At 66.8% G+C, this 24443-nt stretch carries 22 protein-coding genes and 1 tRNA gene; 9 read left to right on the top strand and 14 right to left on the bottom strand.

Annotated elements, in window-relative coordinates:
- Window positions 1-219: 219 nt before the first annotated feature.
- Entirely contained in the window at window positions 220-3951 is a 3732-nt protein-coding gene (locus tag FHU13_RS15195; RefSeq protein WP_183436701.1) for a vitamin B12-dependent ribonucleotide reductase, read from the bottom strand.
- 518 nt (window positions 3952-4469) lie between these two features.
- Here FHU13_RS15195 and FHU13_RS15190 point away from each other — a divergent pair.
- From FHU13_RS15190 to FHU13_RS15180, 3 genes are all read left to right on the top strand, one after another.
- On the top strand, window positions 4470-4886 hold the full coding sequence (locus tag FHU13_RS15190) for an NADH:ubiquinone oxidoreductase subunit NDUFA12 (protein ID WP_183436700.1): 417 nt from the start codon (window positions 4470-4472) through the stop codon (window positions 4884-4886).
- A 94-nt stretch (window positions 4887-4980) separates the two neighbouring features.
- Window positions 4981-6078 carry an SMP-30/gluconolactonase/LRE family protein gene (locus FHU13_RS15185; protein ID WP_183436812.1) on the top strand — a complete coding sequence of 366 codons (1098 nt, stop codon included), beginning with the start codon at window positions 4981-4983 and terminating at the stop codon, window positions 6076-6078.
- Window positions 6079-6180: 102 nt separating this feature from the next.
- Window positions 6181-6840 (top strand): DUF2155 domain-containing protein, encoded by a 660-nt coding sequence (locus tag FHU13_RS15180; protein ID WP_183436699.1) that lies wholly within the window; start codon window positions 6181-6183, stop codon window positions 6838-6840.
- 59 nt (window positions 6841-6899) lie between these two features.
- Here FHU13_RS15180 and FHU13_RS15175 read toward each other — a convergent pair whose 3' ends face one another.
- A complete protein-coding gene (locus FHU13_RS15175) occupies window positions 6900-7379 on the bottom strand; it encodes a monooxygenase family protein (RefSeq protein ID WP_183436698.1) in 480 nt (159 codons plus the stop codon).
- Between the two features lie 47 nt (window positions 7380-7426).
- Between FHU13_RS15175 and FHU13_RS15170 the strand changes: the two genes are divergently transcribed.
- Window positions 7427-8047 (top strand): TetR/AcrR family transcriptional regulator, encoded by a 621-nt coding sequence (locus FHU13_RS15170; RefSeq protein WP_183436697.1) that lies wholly within the window; start codon window positions 7427-7429, stop codon window positions 8045-8047.
- A gap of 120 nt (window positions 8048-8167) precedes the next feature.
- Here the strand turns inward: FHU13_RS15170 and aat are convergent, their stop codons facing one another.
- The 10 genes from aat to carB all read right to left on the bottom strand — a co-directional run bounded on the left by aat (window position 8168) and on the right by carB (window position 19462).
- On the bottom strand, window positions 8168-8842 hold the full coding sequence (aat, locus tag FHU13_RS15165) for a leucyl/phenylalanyl-tRNA--protein transferase (protein ID WP_183436696.1): 675 nt from the start codon (window positions 8840-8842) through the stop codon (window positions 8168-8170).
- A 99-nt stretch (window positions 8843-8941) separates the two neighbouring features.
- On the bottom strand, window positions 8942-10309 hold the full coding sequence (accC, locus tag FHU13_RS15160) for an acetyl-CoA carboxylase biotin carboxylase subunit (protein ID WP_183436695.1): 1368 nt from the start codon (window positions 10307-10309) through the stop codon (window positions 8942-8944).
- Window positions 10310-10319: 10 nt separating this feature from the next.
- On the bottom strand, window positions 10320-10784 hold the full coding sequence (gene accB / locus FHU13_RS15155; protein WP_183436694.1) for an acetyl-CoA carboxylase biotin carboxyl carrier protein: 465 nt from the start codon (window positions 10782-10784) through the stop codon (window positions 10320-10322).
- 16 nt (window positions 10785-10800) lie between these two features.
- Window positions 10801-11256, bottom strand: coding sequence for a type II 3-dehydroquinate dehydratase (aroQ, locus tag FHU13_RS15150; RefSeq protein WP_183436693.1), 456 nt, complete (start codon window positions 11254-11256; stop codon window positions 10801-10803).
- Between the two features lie 116 nt (window positions 11257-11372).
- Complete coding sequence (locus FHU13_RS15145; RefSeq protein WP_003598214.1) at window positions 11373-12263, bottom strand: LysR family transcriptional regulator; 891 nt, start codon at window positions 12261-12263, stop codon at window positions 11373-11375.
- A 363-nt stretch (window positions 12264-12626) separates the two neighbouring features.
- On the bottom strand, window positions 12627-13601 hold the full coding sequence (gene trxB, locus FHU13_RS15140) for a thioredoxin-disulfide reductase (RefSeq protein ID WP_183436692.1): 975 nt from the start codon (window positions 13599-13601) through the stop codon (window positions 12627-12629).
- A gap of 157 nt (window positions 13602-13758) precedes the next feature.
- Window positions 13759-14832: a mitochondrial fission ELM1 family protein gene (locus FHU13_RS15135; protein ID WP_183436691.1), complete on the bottom strand. Its 1074-nt coding sequence runs from the start codon at window positions 14830-14832 to the stop codon at window positions 13759-13761.
- Between the two features lie 33 nt (window positions 14833-14865).
- A complete protein-coding gene (locus tag FHU13_RS15130; RefSeq protein ID WP_183436690.1) occupies window positions 14866-15369 on the bottom strand; it encodes a hypothetical protein in 504 nt (167 codons plus the stop codon).
- A gap of 5 nt (window positions 15370-15374) precedes the next feature.
- Complete coding sequence (greA, locus tag FHU13_RS15125; RefSeq protein ID WP_173390180.1) at window positions 15375-15851, bottom strand: transcription elongation factor GreA; 477 nt, start codon at window positions 15849-15851, stop codon at window positions 15375-15377.
- Between the two features lie 137 nt (window positions 15852-15988).
- Window positions 15989-19462 carry a carbamoyl-phosphate synthase large subunit gene (gene carB / locus FHU13_RS15120; protein ID WP_183436689.1) on the bottom strand — a complete coding sequence of 1158 codons (3474 nt, stop codon included), beginning with the start codon at window positions 19460-19462 and terminating at the stop codon, window positions 15989-15991.
- Window positions 19463-19758: 296 nt separating this feature from the next.
- On the opposite strand from carB, the gene FHU13_RS15115 reads away from it, so the two are divergent.
- On the top strand, window positions 19759-20193 hold the full coding sequence (locus FHU13_RS15115; RefSeq protein ID WP_183436688.1) for a pseudoazurin: 435 nt from the start codon (window positions 19759-19761) through the stop codon (window positions 20191-20193).
- A gap of 39 nt (window positions 20194-20232) precedes the next feature.
- On the opposite strand, the gene FHU13_RS15110 is transcribed toward FHU13_RS15115, so the two are convergent.
- On the bottom strand, window positions 20233-20721 hold the full coding sequence (locus FHU13_RS15110) for a CAP domain-containing protein (RefSeq protein ID WP_183436687.1): 489 nt from the start codon (window positions 20719-20721) through the stop codon (window positions 20233-20235).
- Window positions 20722-20939: 218 nt separating this feature from the next.
- Window positions 20940-21016 (bottom strand) — tRNA-Asp (locus FHU13_RS15105).
- 532 nt (window positions 21017-21548) lie between these two features.
- On the opposite strand from FHU13_RS15105, the gene FHU13_RS15100 reads away from it, so the two are divergent.
- The 4 genes from FHU13_RS15100 to FHU13_RS15085 are packed head-to-tail and all read left to right on the top strand — an operon-like array spanning window position 21549 to window position 24428.
- Window positions 21549-21914 carry an NADH-quinone oxidoreductase subunit A gene (locus FHU13_RS15100; RefSeq protein ID WP_183436686.1) on the top strand — a complete coding sequence of 122 codons (366 nt, stop codon included), beginning with the start codon at window positions 21549-21551 and terminating at the stop codon, window positions 21912-21914.
- Between the two features lie 52 nt (window positions 21915-21966).
- On the top strand, window positions 21967-22554 hold the full coding sequence (locus FHU13_RS15095) for a NuoB/complex I 20 kDa subunit family protein (protein WP_183436685.1): 588 nt from the start codon (window positions 21967-21969) through the stop codon (window positions 22552-22554).
- Between the two features lie 11 nt (window positions 22555-22565).
- Window positions 22566-23225, top strand: coding sequence for an NADH-quinone oxidoreductase subunit C (locus FHU13_RS15090; protein ID WP_183436684.1), 660 nt, complete (start codon window positions 22566-22568; stop codon window positions 23223-23225).
- A gap of 12 nt (window positions 23226-23237) precedes the next feature.
- The gene (locus FHU13_RS15085) at window positions 23238-24428 is read left to right on the top strand and encodes an NADH-quinone oxidoreductase subunit D (protein ID WP_183436683.1); all 1191 of its coding nucleotides are present in this window, start codon (window positions 23238-23240) and stop codon (window positions 24426-24428) included.
- Window positions 24429-24443 lie beyond the last annotated feature (15 nt).

Below are 24443 nucleotides of genomic sequence, written 5' to 3'. Positions count from 1 at the left end.
ATGAAGGTGAACTCAAACTTTCATCACACGCCCCGCTCTACGGAAGCCTGTCGGTCGAGGTGAATGTACTTCGACCGACAGGCTTCCTGCATCGGCACATGCTGTGAGAATAAACCTAAGGGCAGGCTCGGAAAATTTTGCCTCTCAAGCAGGGCCTCCCAAGAAGCAATTCCAAACATCTTATGCCTCGCGCCGCACAAACAGATGCGAGCCGTCAGGTTACGAACACCCAGTCGTGGACCCGCAGGTGTCGCACTTCAGGCAGGTGCCGTTGCGGACCAGCGTGAAGTTGGCGCATTCGGGGCAGGCCTCGCCGACATAGCCCTTCATCTTCGCCTCAGCCCGCCGATCCGCGACGCTGCGCTCCGCCTTCGGCTCCGGCTTGGCGAAGGGCAGCGTCTCGACGCTGCCGACGCTCTGCGGCTCCGCCTTCAGGGCCGTCGCACCGTGCACCGCGTGGACCGTCCCGCCGGCAGGCGCCGACTGGCCCGCGGCCGCGGCGGCCACACCCGTCGTGGCGCCCCCTGGACCACCCTGGATCAGGGTGAGCCGGTCGGCGGAGCCGCGCAGCAGGCCGCGGGAGACGATCGCCGAGGCGGCCGGAGCCGGCTTGCCGGATTCGCGGGTGGTGTCGCCCTCGCCGCCGCCGAGCACCGTGCCGCCGATCTCGGCCGGGTTGACGTGGGCGAGATCGGTCCGGCCGAGATAGGACACGGCCAGTTCGCGGAAGACGTAGTCGAGCAGCGAGGTCGCGTTCTTGATCGCGTCGTTGCCCTGCACGAAGCCCGCCGGCTCGAACCGGGTGAAGGTGAAGGCCTCGACGTATTCCTCCAGAGGCACGCCGTACTGAAGGCCGAGCGAGATCGCGATGGCGAAGTTGTTCATCAAGCTCCGGAAGGTCGCGCCTTCCTTGTGCATGTCGATGAAGATCTCGCCGAGGCGCCCGTCATCGTACTCGCCCGTGCGCAGGTAGACCTTGTGCCCACCGACGACCGCCTTCTGGGTGTAGCCCTTGCGGCGGTCGGGCATCTTCTCCCGCGAACGGATGCGCTCGACACGCTCGATCACCCGCTCGACGATCTTCTCGGCCGCCGCTGCTGCCTTGGCCGCGGCCGGCGCCTGGATGATCGCCTCGAGCGCGTCCTCCACCTCGTCTTCATCGTCGGCGATCAGGGCCGAGTTGAGCGGCTGCGACAGCTTCGAGCCGTCGCGGTAGAGGGCGTTCGCCTTGAGCGCGAGGCGCCAGGACAGCAGGTAGGCCGCCTTGCAATCCTCGACGGTCGCGTCGTTCGGCATGTTGATGGTCTTGGAGATCGCCCCCGAGATGAAGGGCTGCGCCGCAGCCATCATGCGGATGTGGCTCTCGACCGAGAGGTAGCGCTTGCCCGTGCGTCCGCAGGGATTGGCGCAGTCGAACACCGCGTAGTGCTCACGCTTGAGGAACGGTGCGCCCTCCAGCGTCATCGCTCCGCAGACATGCGTGTTGGCGGCCTCGATCTCCTTCTTCGAGAAGCCGAGGAAGGGCAACAGCTCGAAGGTCGGATCGGCAAGCTTCTCGGCAGGCACCTTGAGGGTGTCCTTCAGGAAATCGTCGCCGAGATTCCAGCGGTTGAACACGAACTTGATGTCGAAGGCCGACTTCAACCCGGCTTCCACCGCCGCGATCTTGTCGTCCGAAAAACCCTTCGCCCGCAGGGAGCCGGGGTTGATCGTGGGCGCCTGGCCCATCGAGCCGTGGCCGACGGCGTAGGCCTCGATCTCGGCGATCTCGGCCTCGCGGTAGCCGAGCGCCCGCAGGGCGTCGGGGGCGGCTTGATTGATGATCTTGAAGTAGCCGCCGCCGGCGAGCTTCTTGAACTTCACCAGGGCGAAGTCGGGCTCGATGCCGGTGGTGTCGCAGTCCATCACGAGGCCGATCGTGCCGGTCGGCGCGATCACCGTGGCCTGCGCGTTGCGGTAGCCGTGCTGCTCGCCGAGCGACAGCGCACGATCCCAGGCGGCGCGGGCATGGGCGCCGATGTCGTCTTGCGGGATGTTGGCGTGGTCGAGCGGCACGGGGGCGACGTTCAGGCCCTCGTAGCCGGCCGCCTCGCCGTGAGCGGCGCGGCGGTGGTTGCGGATCACCCGCAGCATGTGCTCGGCGTTCTCAGGGTAGGCCTCGAAGGTGCCGAGCTCGGCCGCCATTTCGGCGGAGGTGGCATAGGCCACGCCCGTCATGATCGCGGTGAGCGCGCCGGCGAGTGCCCGGCCCTGATCCGAGTCGTAGGGCAGGCCCATGGTCATCAGCAGGCCGCCGATATTGGCGTAGCCGAGGCCGAGCGTGCGGTACTTGTAGGAAAGCTCGGCGATCTCTTTTGACGGAAACTGCGCCATCATCACCGAGATTTCGAGCACCACCGTCCAGAGGCGGTTGAGGTGCTCGAACGCCTCGACGTCGAAGTGCTTGGCCTGACGATCGTACATCGTCAGCAGGTTGGCCGAGGCGAGATTGCAGGCCGTGTCGTCGAGGAACATGTACTCGGAGCACGGGTTCGAGGCCCGGATCCGCCCGCCGGTCGGGCAGGTGTGCCAGTCGTTCATCGTGGTGTTGAAGTGCAGGCCGGGATCGGCGGAAGCCCAGGCCGCCTCGCCGATCTTCTCCCAGAGCTCGCGCGCCTTGAGCGTCTTGGTCACCTTGCCCGTGGTGCGGGCCGTCAGGCTCCAGTCCCCATCCGCTTCCACAGCGCGCAAAAACTCGTCGGTCAACGAGACCGAGTTGTTGGAGTTCTGGCCAGCCACCGTGAGGTAGGCCTCCGAATCCCAGTCGGTGTCGTAGACGGGGAACTCGATCTTGGTGAAGCCCTGACGGGCGAACTGCACGACGCGCTTGATATAGGCGTCGGGCACCATCGCCTTGCGGGCGGCCTTGATCTCGCGCTTGAGGGCGGGATTCCGCTCCGGATCGAAGCAGGCATCGCCCTCGGCCTCGCACTGGGTGCAGGCCTTCATCACCAGGGTCAGGTGCTTCGAGACGACCTTGGAACCGGTGACGAGAGCGGCGACCTTCTGCTCCTCCTTCACCTTCCAGTCGATGAAGGCCTCGATGTCGGGGTGGTCGATGTCGACGATCACCATCTTGGCGGCGCGCCGCGTGGTGCCGCCCGACTTGATCGCGCCCGCCGCCCGGTCGCCGATCTTGAGGAAGGACATCAGGCCGGACGACTTGCCGCCGCCACCGAGCTTTTCGTTCTCGGCGCGCAGCATCGAGAAATTCGAGCCGGTGCCGGAGCCGTACTTGAACAGGCGTGCCTCACGCACCCACAGGTCCATGATGCCGCCCTCGTTGACGAGGTCGTCCTGCACGGACTGGATGAAGCAGGCATGCGGCTGCGGGTGCTCGTAGGCGGTCGCCGACTTCGTCAGCGCGCCGGTCTTCGGGTCGCAGTAGAAATGGCCCTGGCTCGGTCCGTCGATGCCGTAGGCCCAGTGCAGGCCGGTGTTGAACCATTGCGGCGAGTTCGGCGCCACCATCTGACGGGCGAGCATGAAGCGCAACTCGTCCATGAAGGCCGCGGCGTCTTCTTCCGACGAGAAGTAGCCGCCCTTCCAGCCCCAGTAGGTCCAGCAGCCGGCCAGCCGGTCGAAGACCTGGGTGGAGGAAATCTCGGAGACGAAGCGCTCCTCCTCGGGCAGTTCACGGAGCGCGGCCTCGTCCGGCACCGAGCGCCAGAGGAAGGAGGGGACGCTGTTCTCCTCGATCTTCTTCAGGCGGGCGGGGACGCCGGCCTTGCGGAAATACTTCTGAGCCAGAACGTCGGCGGCGACCTGGCTCCAGCTCTCGGGCACCGAGATGCCATCGAGGCGGAAGACGATCGAGCCGTCCGGGTTGCGGATCTCGCTCACCGCCTCGCGGAAGGCGATGGACGCGTAGGGAGACTGGCCTGCCGTGGTGTAGCGCCGCTCGAACCGCATGAATCCCTCTCCCTCGGAGCCAAGCGGCCCCGTGCCGCGGCGCGGGCCGCAGTTCATGGATGAAAAGCCGGAGTGGCCCCGGCCGGTTCGTAGCCCCGCATACGACGAAGTGCGGGCCTGTCCGTCATGCGGAAACGGGGTTTTTGAGAAACCCCGCCGAGCCGTCCGAAGCGATGCCCGAACATTACGTCCGGGTGGCCATCTGCGTCAATAACTAGTGCCGGCTACCCGTGTTCCGCGCTAGATGTTGTGTTCTGCGCCATAAATCTGTGGATATCCGGAGCGCCGCGCTAAGTGGCCTTTCGGCCTGGATGAATCGCGCGCGAAATTTTTTCGATTCACAGGCTCGGCTGGACTCGGGCCAGTCGCCGATCAATTTGATAACGTTAACGGTCGCACGAGACGGGGCAGGCGTGCCGAAAATGCGACAGCGCCGCAGGGCGCTGGACTCGCGCGCGCGTGACGACCATAACGACCCGGCGACGGCGCCCGCGGACCCGTTGCCCGCCGGAGGAACCATGGCCCTCAAGGACACGCTGCTGCGCATCTTCACGTGGTGGAACGGGCAAACCATGTCGCTCGCGCTCTACACGGCGCGCAGCGGCACGTTCGTCGGTTCGGACGAGCTCGGCAACAAGTACTACAAGGCGCAAGGCCCGCTGATCGACCGCTCGGTCGGCTCGGAGCGGCGCTGGGTGGTCTATAACGGCTACGCCGACGCCTCCCGCGTGCCGCCGGGCTGGCGCGCATGGCTGTGCCACAACGGCGACGTCGCCCCGAGCGAGGAGGACTACAAGCCTCGTGAGTGGCAGAAGGCCCACGAGGAAAACCTCACCGGCACGGCGGCCGCCTACCGGCCGAAGGGCTCGCAGCTCTCCTGGGGTCAGCGCCCCGCCGCCACCGGCGACTACGTGCCGTGGACGCCGGGCGAATAGACGAACCCGTGATCGCTCGCTTCAGCTTTTTTTAGCTGAACGGATCGACGCGTCGGGCCTTGTCCCTCCATCGAAGGATGAAGGGGTGAGAGCCATGCGAGCGACGACTTTGGCCCTGCTGCTGTGTCTCGGCGCGAGCGCCGTGCAGGCCCAGGAGGCCGACGCGCAGGCGCCCTCCGAGCTGACGCCGGTCCTGAAATCCGAGAACCTCGTCTTCAACGGCGTCACCCGCTCGAAGGATGGGCGGCTGTTCTCGCCGTTTCAGCGCCAGCAGAAGGACAAGGGGATCGAGCTCGGCGAGTGGGTGGACGGCAAGCCCGTGCCCTATCCGGATGCGGCCTGGAACGGCTGGAAGACCGGCGAGGATGCTTCAAAAGCCTTCGTCGGCGCCAACGCGATCCGCATCGGCCCGGACGGCGACCTCTGGGTGGTCGACAAGGGCGCGGCCGAACTCGGTGGGGCGCCGCTGCCCGGCGGGCCGAAGCTCGTGCAGATCGATCTCTCGGCGAACAAGGTCCGCAAGGTCTTCTCCTTGGAGAAGGCGACCACGGACAAGAGCTTCATCGACGATTTCCGCTTCCATAACCGCAAGGTCTACCTGACCGATGCCGGCCAACCCGGGATCATCGTGCTCGACCTCGACGACGGCGCGCTTCGACGCGTGCTCGACGGGCATCCCTCGACCGTGTCGCAGCGCCCGCTGACCGGCGAGAACAAGGTGCTGCTCGACCCGAAGGACAAGCCGGTCGCGATCCACGCCGACCAGCTCGAAGTCTCGCCGGACGGCAAGTGGTTCTATTACCAAGCCTGTACAGGCCCGCTCTACCGCGTCGAGACCAAGTGGCTCGACGACGCAGAGGCGAGCGATGCCGAGCGGGCTAAGCATGTCGAGCTGTTCGCCGCCACCGTCTCGACCGGCGGCACCGCGATCGACGCCGACGGCAACATCTACGCCTCCGATACCGACAATCTGCGCATCCTGAAATTCGCGCCCGACGGCAGCCAGAGCACGCTGGTGCAGGACCCGCGGCTGGTCTGGGGCGACGCGATGTGGATCGACGAGGAGGGCGGCCTGTGGATCCCGGCCGCGCAGATGAACCGCAGCAAGGCGATGAACGGCGGCACCTCGATGATCGCCTTCCCGACCACGATCTTCCGCATGTCGATCGGCGCCAAGCCGGTGCGGAACTAGGCGCAAATGACCCGGCCGCCCTTTTTCCACCACCCTTCGGGTGTTGGAACGACCGGATCGTTTGCCGGCCGTGGCGGCCGGAGTCAGACTCAAGAGGGCGCCTTGAGCCGCATCCCCGCAACCGTTCTGCGCCGGACCGCGCTCGGCACGCTGGCGCTGATCCTGTCCGCGCTGCCGGCCTCCGCCGACAAGATCAAGAACCCGACCGCGGTGTTCTCCGGCCTCGACAAGATCACCGGCCGGATCGTGACCTTCGAGGTCGCCATCGACGAGACGGTGCAGTTCGGCGCGCTGCAGATGACGCCGCGGGTCTGCTACTCGCGCCCGCCCACCGAGACGCCGAAGACCACGGCCTTCCTCGAAGTCGACGAGGTGACGCTGGACAGCAAGTACCGGCGCATCTTCACAGGCTGGATGTTCGCGGCGAGCCCTGGCCTGCACGCTATCGAGCACCCGATCTACGACGTGTGGCTGACCGATTGTAAGGGCGGCACCGACGTGATCGCCGAGGCGAAGGAGCAGGAGGACGTGCCTGCGCTCGCTTCTCGCCAGGAGAAGCCGAAGAAGAAGGGCGCGGATCCGACCAAGACCGCGCAACAGGTCAACCAGAACGGTCAGGTCGATGTCGAGGGGCCGCGCGGCGTCCCGGTTCAGCCCAAGCAGAAGCCTTCGCGAAAGTTCTTCCCGAACAACGAGGGCCCGGCGCCGGCGCCGCCGCCCCCGCGCGAGCCGCAATCGATCTTCGACGCGATCTTCCGGTAGAGCATCGTCCCGAAAGGTGGCCGCCGGCTTGTCTGAAAAGACGATGCTTCGGGCGTCTCTTACGAAGCCAGCCGCTGCCGAGAAGTCATGAACGGTCCCTGCGGCTGGCGGGCGGCGGCGAAGGTCCCGAGCCCGATCGGACGCGGCATGCCGACATAGATCGCCTCCATCCCGCCAGAGAGACGGTAGGCCTCGTGCCAGAAGCCGTTACCGGCGAAATCCCGGCTGAAATCGTGCCACCATGTCTTATGCGGCTCGGAGCGGGTGAAAGCCTCCAGGCTCTCCAAATCGCGCCAATACTGCCGCATGCCGATATGGTTGAGGCCATAGACGAGATTCTCGTGCGCCAGCAGCCCATCCGGCATCGTCCGCTGCACTTGGGCGAGCCCGCGCCCGATGCCGAGTAGCGCTTTCAGCCCGCGAAATCGGCCGACCCGGAAGCCGAGATAGACCACGACGAGGCCGGGATAGGCGGAGAGATCGACCGAGTCCCGCCGGGGTCGGCCGTTCACGGCCGCTTGCCTGTTCGACCTCTGCATGGCACCAACCTCATGTTTACGGTGTAATCATAGGTGCGTTGCTTACAGTGTCAACATCGACGATCGATCCGAGCCTGACCAAGGGCGGCTACCATCACGGCGATCTGCGCGAGGCGCTGGTTGCGGCCGGCCTCTCAATCCTGGAGGACGGGGGCGATCCGACCTCGCTCGGCCTGCGCGAGACCGCGCGCCGCGCGGGCGTCTCGGCGATGGCGCCCTACCGTCACTTCCCCGACAAGGATGCTCTGCTTGCGGCGGTGGCCACTGTCGGATTCGAGCGGTTGCGCGCGGCGCTGGCGGCGGCGGATCAGGGAGGGGAGGGGGCAGACCGTGAAGCCCTCTACGCGCAAGGGGCGGCCTATGTCGCCTTCGCTTGCGCACAGCCTGGGCTGTTTCGCTTGATGTTCGGTGGCGGCACGCGTCCCGGAGCACGGCCTCAAGCGCTGTGCGAAGCCTCCGCCGCAGCCTACGCGGTGCTGGCCGCGCGGGTTGCCACGCTGGTGCCGGGGGCGAGCGCCGCCGACGAGGCCTTACGATCCTGGGCACTCGTCCACGGCATCGCCTCGCTCGTCATCGACGGCTTGGTCGGTGAGGCTGTGCGGATCGACCCGCAGGCGGCCGCAGCCCTTGCTGGTCGCTTGCTGCGGCTCGAGCCGATTCCTGGCTGAAAGAAGTGGGATCCCAAAGGGATCATCCCTCTGGCGGGGCGCCGCGGTGGAAGCCCGGCTTCCCTTCAACCCGGGCTCCGCCCTGGATACGCGAAAGGGCTCGTCCTTTCGAAACCTCGATTACGCCTCGGCGCTGCCGATCCCGAGGGCGGCCAGCGCCTCGACGCCGCGAAAAACCCGGTCCCGCGGCCCCCAATCGGCGCGCTCGGTGATCGCGGCGGCGAGCTGGCGCTTGTAGATGTGGCGCGGCACCTCCTCGACGCCGAACTGGCTGAGGTGATCCGTCAGGAACTGCGTGTCGGCGAGCCTGTATCCGCCCGCGCGAAGCCGCGCGACGAGGTGAACCAGGGCGACCTTCGAGGCGTCACGCACCTCGTGAAACATGCTCTCGCCGAAGAAGGCAGACCCCAGCGAAACGCCGTAGAGCCCGCCCGCGAGACGCCCCTCGTGGTAGACCTCGATCGTGTGACAATGACCGAGATCGAACAGCGCGCCGTAGAGATCGCGGATGCGGGCGTTGATCCAGGTCCGGGCCGTGTCCCGCCGCGGGGCGGCGCAGCCGTCGATCACCGCGTCGAAGTCCCGGTCGGTGACGACCTCGAACAGGTCGGAGCGCACGGTGCGGGCGAGCCGCTTCGGCACGTGGAAGCGGTCGAGGGGCAGCACGCCGCGAGCGCGGGGCTCCACCCAGTAGATCGTCGGATCATCCGCATCCTCGGCCATCGGGAAGATCCCGGCGGCGTAGGCCTTCAGCAGGATGTCGGGCGTGATGTCCACGGGATGCCTGTCATGCATCGGAGCGTTGTCGCGCGCTCCCGGCCCTGACGCCAGCCGGCACCGGGGCGCAGGCGTTACGAGGAGGCGGGCGTGACAGGGCCGCGAAGCCCTGTCTTCTCAACGCCGCGGCTCGACGCCGGCCAGTTCCTCGCGAGCCAGGAAGCCTTCGAGCCAGTGGATGTCGTATTGACCGTTCTGGACGTCGGTGTTGCGCACCAGCGTGCGGAACAGCGGCAGCGTCGTGTCGATGCCGTCGACCACGAACTCGTCGAGCGCCCGGCGCAGGCGCATCAGGCACTCGTTGCGGGTGCGCCCGTGCACGATCAGCTTGCCGATCAGCGAGTCGTAGTGCGGCGGAATGCGGTAGCCCTGGAAGGCGGCCGAATCGACCCGCACGCCGAGGCCGCCCGGCGGGTGGAAGTAGGTGATCAGCCCCGGCGAGGGCCGGAAGGTCGCCGGGTGCTCGGCGTTGATCCGGCACTCGATGGCGTGGCCCTCGATCTTGATATCCTCCTGAGCCACCGACAGGCCGCCGCCGGCCGCGACCCGGATCTGCTCGTTCACGAGGTCGATCCCGGTGATCATCTCGGTGACGGGATGCTCCACTTGGATGCGGGTGTTCATCTCGATGAAGTAGAACCGGCCGTCCTCGTAGAGGAACTCGATGGTGCCGGCACCGAGATAGCTCAGTTCCCGCATCGCGTTGGCGCAGATGCCGCCGATCTCGGCGCGCATCTCGGCGTTGAGGGCGGGGGAGCCGCCTTCCTCCCAGACCTTCTGGTGGCGCCGCTGGAGCGAGCAGTCGCGCTCGGCCAGATGCACCGCGCCGCCGCGCCCGTCGCCGAGGATCTGCACCTCGATGTGGCGAGGCTTGGTCAGGTACTTTTCCAGGTAGACCGCGTCGTCGCCGAAGGCCGCCTTGGCCTCCGTGCGGGCCATGTCGAGGGCCTGTTCCAGCTCGCCCTCCGAGCGGGCGACCTTCATGCCGCGTCCGCCACCGCCGGAGGCCGCCTTCACCAGAACGGGATAGCCGATCTCGGCGGCGACCCTTTTGGCCTCGTCCGGATCGCTGACGCCGCCCTCGGAGCCCGGCACGCAGGGGATGCCGAGGCGCTTTGCGGTGCGCTTGGCCTCGATCTTGTCGCCCATGATTCGGATATGCTCGGCCTTGGGGCCGATGAAGCCGATGTTGTGGTGCGCCAGCACCTCCGCGAAGCGGGCATTCTCGGACAGGAAGCCGTAGCCGGGGTGAACGGCATCCGCCCCGGTGATCTCGCAGGCGGCGATGATCGAGGGGATGTTGAGGTAGCTGTCGCGGGCGGCCGGCGGGCCGATGCAGACGCTCTCGTCGGCCAGCCGCACATGCATGGCGTCGGCGTCGGCGGTCGAGTGGACCGCGACGGTGGCGATACCGAGCTCCTTCGCAGCCCGCAGGATGCGGAGTGCGATCTCGCCGCGGTTGGCGATCAGGATCTTGTCGAACATCGCGGGGAGGCTACTCGAGAACGAGGAGGGCTTCGCCGTACTCGACCGGCATCCCGTCCTCGACGAAGATCGCGGTCACCGTACCGGCGCGGGGCGCGACGATTTCGTTGAAGGTCTTCATGGCCTCGACCAGCAGCAGCTTGTCGCCGGCCTGGACCTTCGTGCCGATCTCGATGAACGGCTTCGCGTCCGGCGAGGGGCGCAGGTAGGCGGTGCCGACCATGGGGGAGGGAACCGCGCCGGGATGGCCCGCGCCGGATTTGGCGGGGGGCGGCGCGAGGGCGGCGGGGGGGGCGGCGACGGGCGCCGCGGCCGCGACCGGGGGGGCGACTTGAACCGAGACCGCCTCGATCTTGCGGGCGACGCGGATGCGCAAGTCACCCTTCTCGACCTCGATCTCGCTCAGGTCGGTCTCGGCGACCATCCGGGCGAGCTCGCGCACCAGTTCGGGATCGAAGGGTTCGTTCTTGGCCATCGGCTCTTGGTTCACGTCAGGAGGCGGACGGGAGCTGTCCGCGCAGGAGATGGGCGAGGGCGTCGAGCCCGACAATGTAACTGTGGGGACCGAAGCCCGAAATCACACCTGCACAGACCGGAGCGATCCGCGACACGTGTCGGAATTCCTCGCGGGCGTGGACATTCGAGAGGTGGATCTCCACCGCCGTCACCGCCGCTCCCTTGATCGCGTCGCGGAGCGCGATCGAGGTGTGCGTGTAGGCGGCGGCGTTGATGAGCACTCCGGCCCCGGCGGCGCCGGCCTCCTGCACGAACGTCACGAGTTCGCCCTCGTGATTCGTCTGACGGAAGGTCAGGGCGATATCGAGGCGGGCCGCGTGATCCCGCAGGCTCCGCTCGATGTCGGCGAGCGTGGCGGCGCCGTAGATGCCCGGCTCGCGCTGGCCCAGGAGGTTGAGGTTCGGCCCGTTGAGGCAGTGAATCGCGATCATGCCGTCCGGCTGCGTCGGCCGGAGGCTTCGCGAACCGCCCGGCAGGAGGGGCGGTCTTAGACGAGGGAGTCGGGGCGCGACAAGGGCGGTTGCCGGCCGGTTGCCCGGCCAAGCTTTCAATAAGTCCAGCGCTGTGCCTTGTTGACGAGGAAATCGCGAAAGGCCTGCACGCGGGCGACCGAGCGCATCTCCTCGGCATAGACGAGATAGCTCTCCATGGTCGGCATCTCGCTCTCGCGCAGCACCTGGACGAGGCTCTCGTTCCCGTCGACCGCGTAGTCAGGCAGGATGCCGACGCCGACGCCCGCCTCCATCGCCTTGTGGAGGGCGGTGATGTTGTTGACCGTGAAGTGGACCGGACGGCGCTCGTCCCCCTCGCGGCCGATGCTGGCGAGATAGTGGGTCGCGAGCAGATAGGACGGCTCGTTGCCGCCGAACGAGACGAGCCGGTGCTCGTCGAGGTCGCTGATGGTTTTCGGCTCGCCGAAGCGCTTGACGTAATCGGGGCTCGCGAAGGCGTGATAATGCACGGTGAACAGCCGCCGCTGGATCAGGTCGGGCTGGGCCGGACGTCGCATGCGGATCGCGATGTCGGCCTCCCGCATGGCGAGATCCAGTTCCTCGTTGGTGAGCACCAGCTCGATCCGCACATCCGGATAGAGGTCGAGGAATTCGGAGACCCGCTGCGACAGCCAGGAGGTGCCCAAGCCCACCGTCGTCGTCACCCGCAGGTCGCCGGAGGGGCGCTCGCTGGTCTCGACGAGGCGGGCGCGGGTGTTCTCCAGCCGAAGCTTCATGTCGCGCGCGGCGCGAAACAGCAGGTCGCCCTGCTCGGTGAGGATCAGGCCGCGGGCATGCCGATGGAACAGCGGCGCCTTCAGTTCCCGCTCCAGGGCGCTGATCTGTCGGCTCACTGCCGACTGGCTGAGGCCGATGTCGTCCCCTGCTCGCGTGAAGCTCCCGGCTTCCGCGACATTGAGGAAAATCCGGATCTTGTCCCAATCCAAGGCCGTCACTCCCGCCCGTCGAGGTCGGCCCGTCGCGGTCAGCCCGTTGCGGGGACCACGACCTTCGGGCGTTGCACGACGCCAGTCTGTTGCCCCGCCGTGCCCGACGAGAGGCTTCTTCGCGAAACCTGCCGGCTCCCGCAGCATTCAGGTTAGGGCGACAGGCTTGCGATTTGGTTGCGTCTTTGCCGCCATCAACAGGGAAATGCGTATCGAACAACGGTTTGAATGCTTCGACAGCGCCTGTTCCCGCTCGGTCTCCGCGTCCGACATGGTGGTGAAGGGGGCGTTCTTTTGAACAGTACTTGAAACGCCCGTAAAACACCCAAGGTCCGCTCGCCCGTGAGGCACGACACCGCGCGCCTACTCGGCTGCGGCCTTGGCCGGGCTCTCGCCGACATCGAGATTGGCCAGGAACTTCTCCGCCTCGAGCGCGGCCATGCAGCCCATGCCGGCCGCGGTGATCGCTTGGCGGTAGACGTCGTCGGTGACGTCGCCCGCCGCGAACACGCCCGGGATCTCGGTCGCCGTGGTGCCCGGCGTGACCGCGATGTAGCCGCCATGCCGCATCGGCAACTGGCCCTCGAAGATCGAGGTGGCGGGCTGGTGGCCGATGGCCACGAACAGGCCGTCGGTGGCGTGCTCGACGATCTCACCCGTGCGCAGATCCTTCAGGCGCAGATGCGTGACCGAGGGCGGGGTATCGGAGCCGCAGATCTCCTCCACCGCGTGGTGCCACTTCACCGCGACATTGGGGTGCTTGAACAGGCGCTCCTGCAGGATGCGCTCCGCCCGGAACTCGCCGCGCCGGTGAATCACGGTCACCGATTTCGCGAGGTTGGCCAGATACAAAGCCTCCTCGACCGCGGTGTTGCCGCCACCAACCACTGTCACGTCCTTGCCGCGGAAGAAGAAGCCGTCGCAGGTGGCGCAGGCCGAGACGCCGAAACCCTGGAACTTCGCCTCCGAGGGCAGGCCGAGCCACTTCGCCTGGGCGCCGGTGGCGATGATCAGCGCGTCGCAGGTGTACGTCTCGCCGGAATCAGCCTCCAGCCGGAACGGGCGGACGTTGAGATCGACTGATGTGATGTATTCTGAGACGATCTTCGTTCCGACATGCTCGGCCTGAAGGCGCATCTGCTCCATCAGCCAGGGGCCCTGAATCGCCTCTGCAAAGCCCGGATAGTTCTCGACGTCGGTGGTGATCATCAGCTGCCCGCCGGGCTGAAAGCCCGAGATCAGCAGGGGCTCGACCATGGCGCGAGCGGCGTAGATCGCGGCGGTGTAGCCGGCCGGCCCCGAGCCGATGATCACGAGCCTCGCATGGGTGTGCGCCATCTGTGCCGTCTCCTGTCAGGGGCGGGTACGGTCCCTGAAGGGCCGGCCGTCCACTCGTCCTATGTTCCGTCGCGCCCGATCCTGCACGGCGCGGGCAAAAAAATTCCTTCCGAAGATCGGGGCGCGTGAGAACGTCCCGTCTTTCTCGGCCACCGCCTCAGAACAGTGCGCGCAAAGTCGAAGCCGGCGCAGCTCGATCGTCGTCCGACCGTTCTGATGCGAAGCGCCGACGATGCTGTCCATACGCTTCGGCCAGGGCTGCGGCGATCTCCGGCGTCGCGTCGATCGGGGTGTAGCGCAGGGCCTCCAGGCGCCCGATGAAGGGCTTCAGCGCGCCGGCCATGGCGAGGCCCGCGAACATCCGCCTGTGCCGAATATAGGTGCGCGGAAGGTCGAACAGCAGGAGCGGCACGCCGGTGCTCGCGGCCTCGCCGACCATGTTGGCGGAATCGGAAGTGACGACGATATGGTCGGCGATCGCCAGCATGCCGACATAGGGGTTCTCGCCGCTGCCGTCCCAGAAGAAGCCGCCCTTGTCCTTCACCAGGTTTTCAAGCGCAGTGCGCAGGTCCGGCGGCGTGCGCCGCGAGACCGTCAGCATCAGCGAGCAGCCGCCTTCGGCGAGCTTGGTGAGGTCGCGCACGAGTCGCTGCATATCGGCTTTGCGGTAGCGCAGATGCCGGCTGTCCCCGCCGATCAGCACGGCGATGCGCGGCCAGGGCAGGCGCGCGAGGCGCGGATCGGGTGTCGTACGGGCAGCATCGAGCCGGGCGCGGGAGACGGGGTGTGGCGCCGTCAGCGTGGTGAAGACGTTGGGCCCGCGCAGGTCGTCGTAATCGGGAACCCAGATGAAGTCCGCCGTGTCGTGGCCGGTGCGCGGATCCTTCAGGAAGGCTGTGAAGGTCTTGCCGCCCGAGGCGCGGCGCACGGCGCGCAGATAGGGCACGGCACGCCGTCCCGACGCGATCAGAACATCGGGAAGCGGGCCTTGCAGCAGGCCGCCGACCCGGCCCGGCGCGTCCCGCGGATCGATCGGCCCCCAGGGGGCCATCCAGGTCAGAGGCCGTCCGTCCGGAATCCGCCGCGTCTCGTAGGTGAGGCCGAGCGCCTCGGCGATGCCGACGCACTGGTTCTCGTCGCCGGCCTTGCCATCGGTCAGAATCCAGGTGCGAGCCCGCGCGAGTTCCGGCGGTACGCTGCCGTCGGCCTTCACCGGCCCATGTTCGTTCACGCGACGCAAACCTCCGGTCCCACCAAAGCCGGCCTATTGAGCCGGAAGTCTGCGCCGCAGCCACTGCGCGTAGTGCTCGGCAAGCGCTGCGACCCGCCGCCGCTCGGAGGCCGGATCGTACCATGCGCCACCGGAACTCGCGGGCAGGGCCGAGAGCTGCGGATGACGCGCGAGGATCTCGCCCCCGCGCCCGACCAGCAGGGCTTCGCCGTCGAGGTAGTCGGTCGCGCCGCCGCCGCCGAGGCTGCCGCCGCGGCCGAAGCCCTCTCCACCGGCATAGGGTGTGAGCGAAAGACCGGTCACGCGCACCACCAGCGTTGGGCCGCCCCGCGTTATCCGGTCAGCAAAACTGCGCCGCAGGGCCTCGGTCAGGTCCGCTCGCAGCGTTTCCGTCTGCGGGCCTCTGGCATAGGCCTGCAACGGCCGCACATCGACGGCGATGCCGCCGACCCGATCAAAATCCTGCGCCGCGACCGGGACGGTGAGCACGGCCCCGGCCAGAAGGCCGAGCGCGGCCGCGAGACCGGGGGCGCGCATGGAGTTCAGGCTCCCCACTCGACGGCGACGACCTCGTAGGACTTGCCGCCGCCGGGCGTCGTGACCTCGACCGTATCGCCGACCGCCTTGCCGATCAGGGCACGGGCGATGGGCGAGGAGATCGAGACGCGGCCCTCGCGCACATCCGCCTCCGGCTCACCGACGAGCTGATAGGTTTTCTCCTCCTCGGTGTCCTCGTCCAACAGCTTTACGCGGGCACCGAACTTGATCTTGGAGCCCGATAGCTTCGAGGTGTCGATGATCTCGGCGCGCGCGATCATGCTCTCAAGTTCGAGCACCCGCCCCTCGTTGTGGGACTGGGCCTCCTTGGCAGCATGGTACTCGGCGTTCTCGGAGAGGTCGCCCAGCGCGCGGGCTTCGGAGATCGCCTGGATGATCCGGGGACGTTCCACCTGCTGGCGCCGCTTCAGCTCCTCCTCGAGGGCTGCGTAGCCGCGTGCCGTGATGGGAAGCTTGTCGATGCTCATGGTCTCACGCCACAATGAAGAGGCCCGGCCGGAGCGAAACGCTCCTTCCGGGCCGGGATAACGGCTCTCGATTGTGTGGCCTCTGGCCGCCCGCCTTCGCTCGGCGGGCGACCCAGCACACGAACGTCTATTTAGGCCGCGAAGTATTCCTGCAAGGCACGCACCTGGAGATCGCCTTCAAGATAGGCCTTGATCCCCTCGGCCGCCGCCATCGCGCCGGCGAGAGTGGTGTAGTACGGCACTTTATGCAAGAGGGCCGCCCGCCGGAGCGAGCGCGAGTCGGAGAGGGCGCCGGCCCCCTCCGTCGTGTTGATGACGAGCGCGATGTCGCCGTTCTTGATCGCGTCGACGATGTGGGGACGACCCTCCAGCACCTTGTTGATGCGCTGGGTCGGGATGCCCTCATCCGCCAGGTAGCGCTGCGTGCCGCCAGTTGCGAGGATGGTGAAGCCGAGCTCGGACAGCAGCCGGATCGTCGGCAGCACGCGGGGCTTGTCGTCGTCGCGCACGGAGACGAACACCGTGCCGGTGCGCGGCACCGCCGTGCCGGAGCCGAGCTGACTCTTGGCGAACGCCACGCCGAAGCCGACGTCCAACCCGATCACTTCGCCGGTCGAGCGCATCTCCGGCCCGAGCAGCACGTCGACGCCGGGGAAGCGAGCGAAGGGGAACACCGCCTCCTTCACCGCGATGTGGTCGAGCTGCTTCGACTTGAGGCCGAAGCTGTCGAGGCGCTCGCCGGCCATGATCCGTGCGGCGATCTTGGCGATCGGCTCGCCGATCACCTTGGCCACGAACGGCACCGTGCGTGAGGCGCGCGGGTTCACCTCCAGCACGTAGATCGTGCCATCCTTGATCGCGTACTGCACGTTCATCAGGCCGCCGACCTTGAGGGCCAGCGCCATCGCCTTGGTCTGGCGCTCCAGCTCCGTGATGACCTCGGGCGCGAGCGTGCGGGGCGGCAGCGAGCAGGCGGAATCGCCCGAATGGATGCCCGCCTCCTCGATGTGCTCCATGATGCCGGCGATGAACACGCTCTCGCCATCGCAGACCGCATCGACGTCGACCTCGGTCGCGTCGGACAGGTAGCGGTCGAACAGGAGCGGGTTCTTGCCCAGTACCGTGTTGATCTGCCCCGTCTTGTCGTTGGGGTAGCGTGCCTTGATGTCGGAGGGGATCAGGCTCGGCAGGGTGCCGAGCAGGTATTCGGCGAACTGCGTCTCGTCGCGGATGATCGCCATGGCGCGCCCGCCGAGCACGTAGCTCGGGCGCACCACGAAGGGCAGGCCGAGCTCGGCGGCCACCAGCCGGCTCTGCTCGACCGAGTAGGCGATGCCGTTCTTCGGCTGCTTGAGGCCGAGCTTGTCGAGGAGGCGCTTGAACTGGTCGCGGTCCTCGGCGAGGTCGATCGCGTCCGGCGAGGTGCCGAGGATCGGCACGCCGGCGCCTTCGAGCGCGCGGGCGAGCTTGAGCGGGGTCTGGCCGCCGAACTGCACGATTACGCCGTGGAGCGTGCCCGCCTGCCGCTCGGTCTCGATGATCTCCAGCACGTCCTCGGCCGTCAGCGGCTCGAAGTAGAGCCGGTCGGAGGTGTCGTAGTCGGTCGAGACCGTCTCCGGGTTGCAGTTGACCATGATGGTCTCGTAGCCCGCTTCGGTCAGTGCGAAGCAGGCGTGGCAGCAGCAATAGTCGAACTCGATGCCTTGGCCGATCCGGTTCGGGCCGCCGCCGAGGATGATGACCTTCTTCCGCTCCGACGGATACGCCTCGTCGGCGGTCTGGCCGGCGAAGGGCGCGACGTAGGTCGAATACATGTAGGCGGTCGGCGCCTTGAACTCGGCGGCGCAGGTGTCGATCCGCTTGAAGACGGGGCGAACCCCGAGACCGCGGCGGACGGCGCGCACCGCCTCCTCGTCGGTATCGGTCAGCACGGCCAGCCGCGCGTCGGAGAAGCCGGCGGCCTTGAGCTGGCGGAAGGCGCCCGGCGTCTTGGGAAGGCCATGCGCCTTCACCCGGTTCTCCAGATCGACGATGGCCTGGAGCTGCTCCAGGAACCACGGATCGATCGCGCAGGAAGCGTAGATCTCCTCGTGGCTGATCCCGAGCCGCATCGCCTGCGCGACCTTGAGCAGCCGGTCCGGCGTCGGCGTGCCGAGCGCGGCCTTGATCGCGTTGTGATCGTCGCCCTTGCCCAGCCCCTCGATCTCGATCTCGTCGAGACCGGTCAGCCCTGTCTCCAGCGAGCGCAGGGCCTTCTGCAGTGATTCCGCGAAGCAGCGGCCGATCGCCATTGCCTCACCCACCGACTTCATCGCGGTGGTCAGCGTCGGCTCGGCGCCCGGGAATTTTTCGAAGGCGAAGCGCGGGATCTTGGTGACGACGTAGTCGATTGTCGGCTCGAACGAGGCCGGCGTGGCGCCGCCGGTGATGTCGTTGGCGATCTCATCGAGCGTGTAGCCGACAGCGAGCTTGGCCGCGACCTTGGCGATCGGGAAGCCGGTGGCCTTCGAGGCGAGCGCGGAGGAGCGCGACACGCGCGGGTTCATCTCGATCACGATCATCCGCCCGTTCTCGGGGTTGATCGCGAACTGCACGTTCGAGCCGCCGGTCTCGACGCCGATCTCGCGCAACACGGCGAGCGAGGCGTCGCGCATCACCTGATATTCTTTGTCCGTGAGCGTCAGCGCCGGGGCAACGGTGATCGAGTCGCCGGTGTGGACCCCCATCGGATCGAGGTTCTCGATGGAGCAGACGATGATGCAGTTGTCCGCCTTGTCGCGGACGACCTCCATCTCATACTCCTTCCAGCCGAGCACGCTCTCCTCGATCAGCACCTCGTTGGTCGGCGAGGCGTCGATGCCGCGCTCGACGATCTCAAGGAACTCCTCGCGGTTGTAGGCGATGCCGCCACCGGTTCCGCCCATGGTGAAGGAGGGGCGGATGATTGCCGGCAGGCCGACCTCGGCGAGCGCGATCAGCGCCTGACCGAGTGCGTGCTCGATGTAGCGGCGTCGGCGGTCGCCCTCGCCGCCGCTCCACTGCCGTTCGAACTCGGCGAGCGCCGCCACGCGGGCGGCCGGGTCCAACTGTGCGGCCTCGATGCGCGCCTTCTCGGCGAGATAGCGGTCGCGGTCGGCCTTCTTGGCGGCCGAGGCGTTGGCGAGCGCCGATTTCGGCGTCTCCAGGCCGATCTTGGTCATCGCGTCGCGAAAGAGGTTGCGGTCTTCCGCCTTGTCGATGGCCTCGGCCGTGGCGCCGATCATCTGCACGCCGAACTTTTCCAACACGCCCATGCGCTTGAGCGACAGCGCGCAGTTGAGCGCCGTCTGACCACCCATGGTCGGCAGCAGCGCGTCGGGCCGCTCCTTCTCGATGATCTTGGCGACGATCTCCGGCGTGATCGGCTCGACATAGGTTGCGTCGGCCATGTCCGGGTCGGTCATGATCGTCGCCGGGTTCGAGTTCACCAGGACGATCCGGTAGCCCTCTTCCCGCAGGGCCTTGCAGGCCTGGGTACCGGAGTAATCGAACTCGCAGGCCTGCCCGATGATGATGGGGCCCGCACCGATGATGAGAATGGAGGAGATGTCGGTGCGTTTCGGCATTGAGCGCCTTGAAGCGGGTTCGCGCGCGCTCGCCCTCGCGCGCCGCCGGTTCGAGGGCGGTGCCAAGGGGGCGCAGGCGCTGCGATGATCGTCAAGCCCCGCGTTTACACGCAGCCGTGCAGGTTTGAAAGGGCCGCTCGGCTCATGCCTCCATAGGCTGCAACGGAAGCGTATTTCAAAATGTAATTATTCAATTTTGCAGTAAATTGTGGATTTGATAGATCGTATGAGAGTCGATATCCGATGAATGTCGGCCTTTATCGTCGATTGGATCGAGAATTATTATGATGAAACGAATGATGATCTTCAGGGCTGTTGCCGGCGCAGTCGCTCTCGCCGTCACCCTGCCGGCGATGGCCGGTGAGGTTTCGGTCAAGATGCTGAACAGCGGGCCGGGTGGGATGATGGTGTTCGACCCCGCCTTCGTGCGGCTGAAGCCCGGTGACACCATCAAATTCCTGCCCACCGACAAGGGGCACAACGTCGAGACCATCAAGGGGATGGCGCCCGACGGTGCGGAATACGTGAAGTCGGCCGTGGGCCAGGAGGCCGTCGTTACGTTCGAGCGTGAGGGCGTCTACGGCTTCAAGTGCTCGCCGCACTATATGATGGGCATGGTTGCGCTCGTCGTGGTCGGCGACAAGCGCGACAACCTCGAAGCCGCCAAGAGCGTCCAGCACAACAAGCTGACGCAGAAGCGCATAGAGCCGCTGCTCGCCCAGGTGCAGTGATGCCGGCGGCCCGGGCCTTTGGGGCTTGGGCCGTTCGCCTCAGTCGCCCGCCATCACGAGGGCCCAGAACCGCTTGTAGCGCGTCGCCGGCGCATCGACCCGGGCGATGCCGACCCGGCGCAGCTGCGGCATGAGCATGTTGCGATTGTGCTCGGGCGACGCCTTCCAGCGGGCGAGCACCTGCTCGAAGGTCTCCGAACCCGCACTCAGATTCTCGGAGGCGTAGCGCTTGCCGAACCCGGCGCTCGCCATGCGGCTGTCGAAGCTGCCGGCGATCTCGTGGCTGAGCCGCCCAGCGCTCGCGTTGGCCTGCGCCTGGAACGAGGCCGCGGTGATCAGGCTGCGATCGAGTGTGACCGGACCGAGCCCGTGCTGCGCCCGGTAGCGGGAAATCGCGGCAGCGGCCGCCTGCTCGTCGAGGATCATGGGCAGCGTCGGCGTCCCTGCGTCAAGCACGGGAGATCCGCCGCAGCCGGCGAGCATGAGAGCGATCAGCGTCGCGACGGCGGATAGGCGCAGGTTCGGCATCGAAGTTGGATCGGTCGGCCAGGGGATAGCGCCCGCATCTCCGGCCGGTGCGGCGAAACCGCGGCGGCCCGATCCCAACGCTGGACGAGGCGTCCGCTTGTGGCACAGCGGCCACGCAGAGGGGGCCGGCAACGAGTCACAGCCTGACAACCGTCAACGCTGGAATGGGCTGCTTGATACCGATTTTGGAGGAGGTATGCCCGATCGATGCGGGAACATGGCGCGGGCGACGGGGCTCGAACCCGCGACCTCCGGCGTGACAGGCCGGCACTCTAACCGACTGAGCTACGCCCGCGTTCTGCGTCGCCGGCCGGCTTGGGGCTCGTGTCGGCGACGAGGCGGGGTTTAGGTGGGGCGCCTTGGGCTGTCAAGCCGCAGGATCGCGGAATGCGACGGTTCGGCGACGGTTCAAGCAGAGCCCGCCCCGAGCTCGGACTGGGAACCAGTGGTCCATCAATGGGGAGGCAGGGACCCATCTTGTCAAACTGATAAGTCGTTGCCGCCCCGCGCTTGCGGCCATCATCACTGGTATGCCAAATGCCACCGCTCGGGATCTGTGGAGGGGCGGGATGAAACGGCAAGTATCAAGCGTGGCAGCGCCTGCGCCGATCCGTCCCGTGGATGGGGGCATGGATACTCCCATCTGTCAGCCAAAGAGGTGATTGTGCGACGCGCAATGCCCTTGTTTCGCCGGGGGGGCTCGTCTAAGCCTCGCCCGCGCTCAGTCTGGCATTGGAGGAATTCCATCCGAGGGATTCTGCATGCCGGAAATCGTAGCGAGGGCCGTCGCTCATGATCCTCACGCGCAACCATATGAGAGGTGCGGCATGACCGGCCTGTTGGCAGATTACCTGCCACTCATCATATTCATCGGCGTGTCGCTGTTCATCGCGGTGGCGCTGCTGATCGCCCCGTTCATCGTGGCCTATTCGAGCCCCGACCCGGAAAAACTCTCCGCCTACGAGTGTGGTTTCAACGCGTTCGATGACGCGCGCATGAAATTCGACGTGCGCTTCTACCTCGTAGCGATCCTGTTCATCATCTTCGACCTTGAGGTCGCCTTCCTGTTTCCCTGGGCGATCACCTTCGGGGAACTCGGCTGGTTCGGCTTCTGGTCGATGATGGTCTTCCTCGGCGTCCTCACCGTCGGCTTCGTCTACGAGTGGCGCAAGGGCGCCCTCGAATGGGACTAGCGGCGCGGCTCCTCCCGCGTCGCTTCCCTTCCGCTCTCGCTCAGAGGCAGAGATGGCCCTGACTCCGACCTTCTCCCGCGCGCCTGAAATCGCGCCGGCACCCAAGGGGATCATCGATCCCTCGACCGGCCGCCCCATCGGCGCGAACGATCCGACCTTCCTGTCGATCAACAGCGAGTTGGCCGACCGTGGATTTCTCGTCACCAGCGCCGACGAGCTCATCAACTGGGCCCGCACCGGCTCGCTGATGTGGATGACCTTCGGGCTCGCCTGCTGCGCCGTCGAGATGATGCAGATGTCGATGCCGCGCTACGATTGCGAGCGCTTCGGCTTCGCGCCCCGCGGGTCGCCGCGGCAATCCGACGTGATGATCGTCGCCGGCACGCTGACCAACAAGATGGCCCCGGCTTTGCGCAAGGTCTACGACCAGATGCCGGAGCCGCGCTACGTCATCTCCATGGGCTCCTGCGCCAATGGCGGCGGCTACTATCACTACTCTTACTCGGTGGTGCGCGGCTGCGACCGGGTGGTGCCGGTGGACATCTACGTGCCGGGCTGCCCGCCGAGCGCCGAGGCTTTGCTCTACGGCGTCCTGCTGCTGCAGCGGAAGATCCGCCGCACCGGCACGATCGAGCGGTGAGGAAGGGCGCGATGGAGGCCATCACCACCAACGGCATCACGCTCCGCCGCACCGTCGCGGCAGCCCAGGGCGAGACCGCCCTGCGGGCTATGGGTGAGCGCATCGCCGGGGCGCTCGGCCCCGCGGTCACGGATTGGACCATCGCCCACGGCGAACTATCGGTCACCGTTCAGGGCAGCGATATCGTCTACGCGCTGACCTACCTGCGCGACGATCCGGCTTGTGCCTTCCGCTGCTTCATCGACATCTGCGGCGTCGACTACCCGCAGCGGGCGCGCCGTTTCGACGTCGTCTATCACCTGCTTTCACTGCGCCATAATATGCGGGTGCGCGTGAAGGTGCAGACCGATGCCGCGACGCCGGTGCCGTCCGCGATCCCCGTCTTCCCGGCGGCGAACTGGTACGAGCGCGAGACCTACGACCTCTACGGTATCCTGTTCTCGGGCCATCCCGACCTGCGCCGGCTGCTCACCGACTACGGCTTCGAGGGCCATCCGCTCCGCAAGGACTTCCCGCTGACCGGCTTCGTCGAGGTTCGCTACGACCAGGACGAGGCACGGGTCGTCTACGAGCCGGTCAAGCTCACCCAGGAATTCCGCAACTTCGACTTCCTGTCGCCGTGGGAGGGCACCGACTACGTGCTGCCGGGCGACGAGAAGACGTCGAGCTGAGGGCTTGCGGCGATGACCGAACACAACATCCGCAACTTCTCGATCAATTTCGGGCCGCAGCACCCGGCGGCGCATGGCGTGCTGCGCCTCGTGCTGGAACTCGACGGCGAAGTGGTCGAGCGGGTCGATCCGCATATCGGCCTGCTGCATCGCGGCACCGAGAAGCTGATCGAACACAAGACCTACCTGCAGGCGACGCCCTATTTCGACCGGCTCGACTACGTCGCACCGATGAATCAGGAGCACGCCTTCTGCCTCGCGATCGAGAAGCTCGCCGGCATCGAGGTGCCGCGTCGGGCGCAACTCATCCGCACCCTGTTCTGCGAGATTGGCCGGCTGCTGTCCCACCTCCTCAACGTCACCACGCAGGCCATGGACGTCGGCGCGCTCACGCCGCCCCTCTGGGGCTTCGAGGAGCGCGAGAAGCTGATGATCTTCTACGAGCGCGCGAGCGGCGCTCGTCTCCACGCCAACTACTTCCGCCCCGGCGGCGTCCACCAGGATCTGCCGCCTGCGCTGATCGACGATATCGAGGCGTTCTGCGATCCGTTCCTGCAGGTGGTCGACGACCTCGACAACCTCGTCATGGCCAACCGCATCTTCAAGCAGCGCAACGTCGATATCGGCATCGTCTCGGTAGACGAGGCCATGGCCTGGGGGTTTTCGGGCGTGATGGTACGCGGCTCCGGCATCCCGTGGGACCTGCGCAAGTCGCAGCCCTACGAGGCCTACGAGGAGATGGAATTCGACATCCCCGTGGGGAAGAACGGCGACACCTACGATCGTCAGGTGATCCGCATGGAAGAGATGCGGGAATCCGTGAAGATCATGAAGCAGTGCTGCACCAAGCTGCGCGAGCCCGCCGGCCAAGGGCCGATCGCCTCGCTCGACGGCAAGTTCGCGCCGCCGCCGCGCCGGGAGATGAAGCGCTCGATGGAAGCGCTCATCCACCACTTCAAGCTCTACACCGAGGGCTTCCACGTGCCCGAGGGCGAGGTCTACGCCGCCGTCGAGGCGCCCAAGGGCGAGTTCGGCGTCTACCTCGTGTCGGACGGCACCAACAAACCCTACCGCTGCAAGATCCGCGCTCCGGGCTTCGCCCATCTTCAAGCGATGGATTGGATGTGCCGCGGCCACCTGCTCGCCGACGTGTCCTGCGTGCTCGGCACGCTCGACATCGTGTTCGGCGAAGTGGACCGCTGAGGAGACGGGTCGAAA

The organism is Methylobacterium sp. R2-1, assembly GCF_014191355.1.
In the GTDB taxonomy this organism is placed as follows: Bacteria; Pseudomonadota; Alphaproteobacteria; order Rhizobiales; family Beijerinckiaceae; genus Methylobacterium.
The sequence above is the reverse complement of the archived record's forward strand: the minus strand, read 5'-3'. Positions and strand labels throughout refer to the sequence as shown.

Coding starts and splice junctions, on each gene's coding strand:
- FHU13_RS15195 (WP_183436701.1), bottom strand. CDS start 3,951: ATGCGGTTCGAGCGGCGCTACACCACGGCAGGCCAGTCTCCCTACGCG.
- FHU13_RS15190 (WP_183436700.1), top strand. CDS start 4,470: ATGGCCCTCAAGGACACGCTGCTGCGCATCTTCACGTGGTGGAACGGG.
- FHU13_RS15185 (WP_183436812.1), top strand. CDS start 4,981: ATGCGAGCGACGACTTTGGCCCTGCTGCTGTGTCTCGGCGCGAGCGCC.
- FHU13_RS15175 (WP_183436698.1), bottom strand. CDS start 7,379: ATGCAGAGGTCGAACAGGCAAGCGGCCGTGAACGGCCGACCCCGGCGG.
- aat (WP_183436696.1), bottom strand. CDS start 8,842: ATGCATGACAGGCATCCCGTGGACATCACGCCCGACATCCTGCTGAAG.
- accC (WP_183436695.1), bottom strand. CDS start 10,309: ATGTTCGACAAGATCCTGATCGCCAACCGCGGCGAGATCGCACTCCGC.
- accB (WP_183436694.1), bottom strand. CDS start 10,784: ATGGCCAAGAACGAACCCTTCGATCCCGAACTGGTGCGCGAGCTCGCC.
- aroQ (WP_183436693.1), bottom strand. CDS start 11,256: ATGATCGCGATTCACTGCCTCAACGGGCCGAACCTCAACCTCCTGGGC.
- trxB (WP_183436692.1), bottom strand. CDS start 13,601: ATGGCGCACACCCATGCGAGGCTCGTGATCATCGGCTCGGGGCCGGCC.
- FHU13_RS15130 (WP_183436690.1), bottom strand. CDS start 15,369: ATGCGCGCCCCCGGTCTCGCGGCCGCGCTCGGCCTTCTGGCCGGGGCC.
- carB (WP_183436689.1), bottom strand. CDS start 19,462: ATGCCGAAACGCACCGACATCTCCTCCATTCTCATCATCGGTGCGGGC.
- FHU13_RS15115 (WP_183436688.1), top strand. CDS start 19,759: ATGATGATCTTCAGGGCTGTTGCCGGCGCAGTCGCTCTCGCCGTCACC.
- FHU13_RS15110 (WP_183436687.1), bottom strand. CDS start 20,721: ATGCCGAACCTGCGCCTATCCGCCGTCGCGACGCTGATCGCTCTCATG.
- FHU13_RS15100 (WP_183436686.1), top strand. CDS start 21,549: ATGACCGGCCTGTTGGCAGATTACCTGCCACTCATCATATTCATCGGC.
- FHU13_RS15095 (WP_183436685.1), top strand. CDS start 21,967: ATGGCCCTGACTCCGACCTTCTCCCGCGCGCCTGAAATCGCGCCGGCA.
- FHU13_RS15090 (WP_183436684.1), top strand. CDS start 22,566: ATGGAGGCCATCACCACCAACGGCATCACGCTCCGCCGCACCGTCGCG.
- FHU13_RS15085 (WP_183436683.1), top strand. CDS start 23,238: ATGACCGAACACAACATCCGCAACTTCTCGATCAATTTCGGGCCGCAG.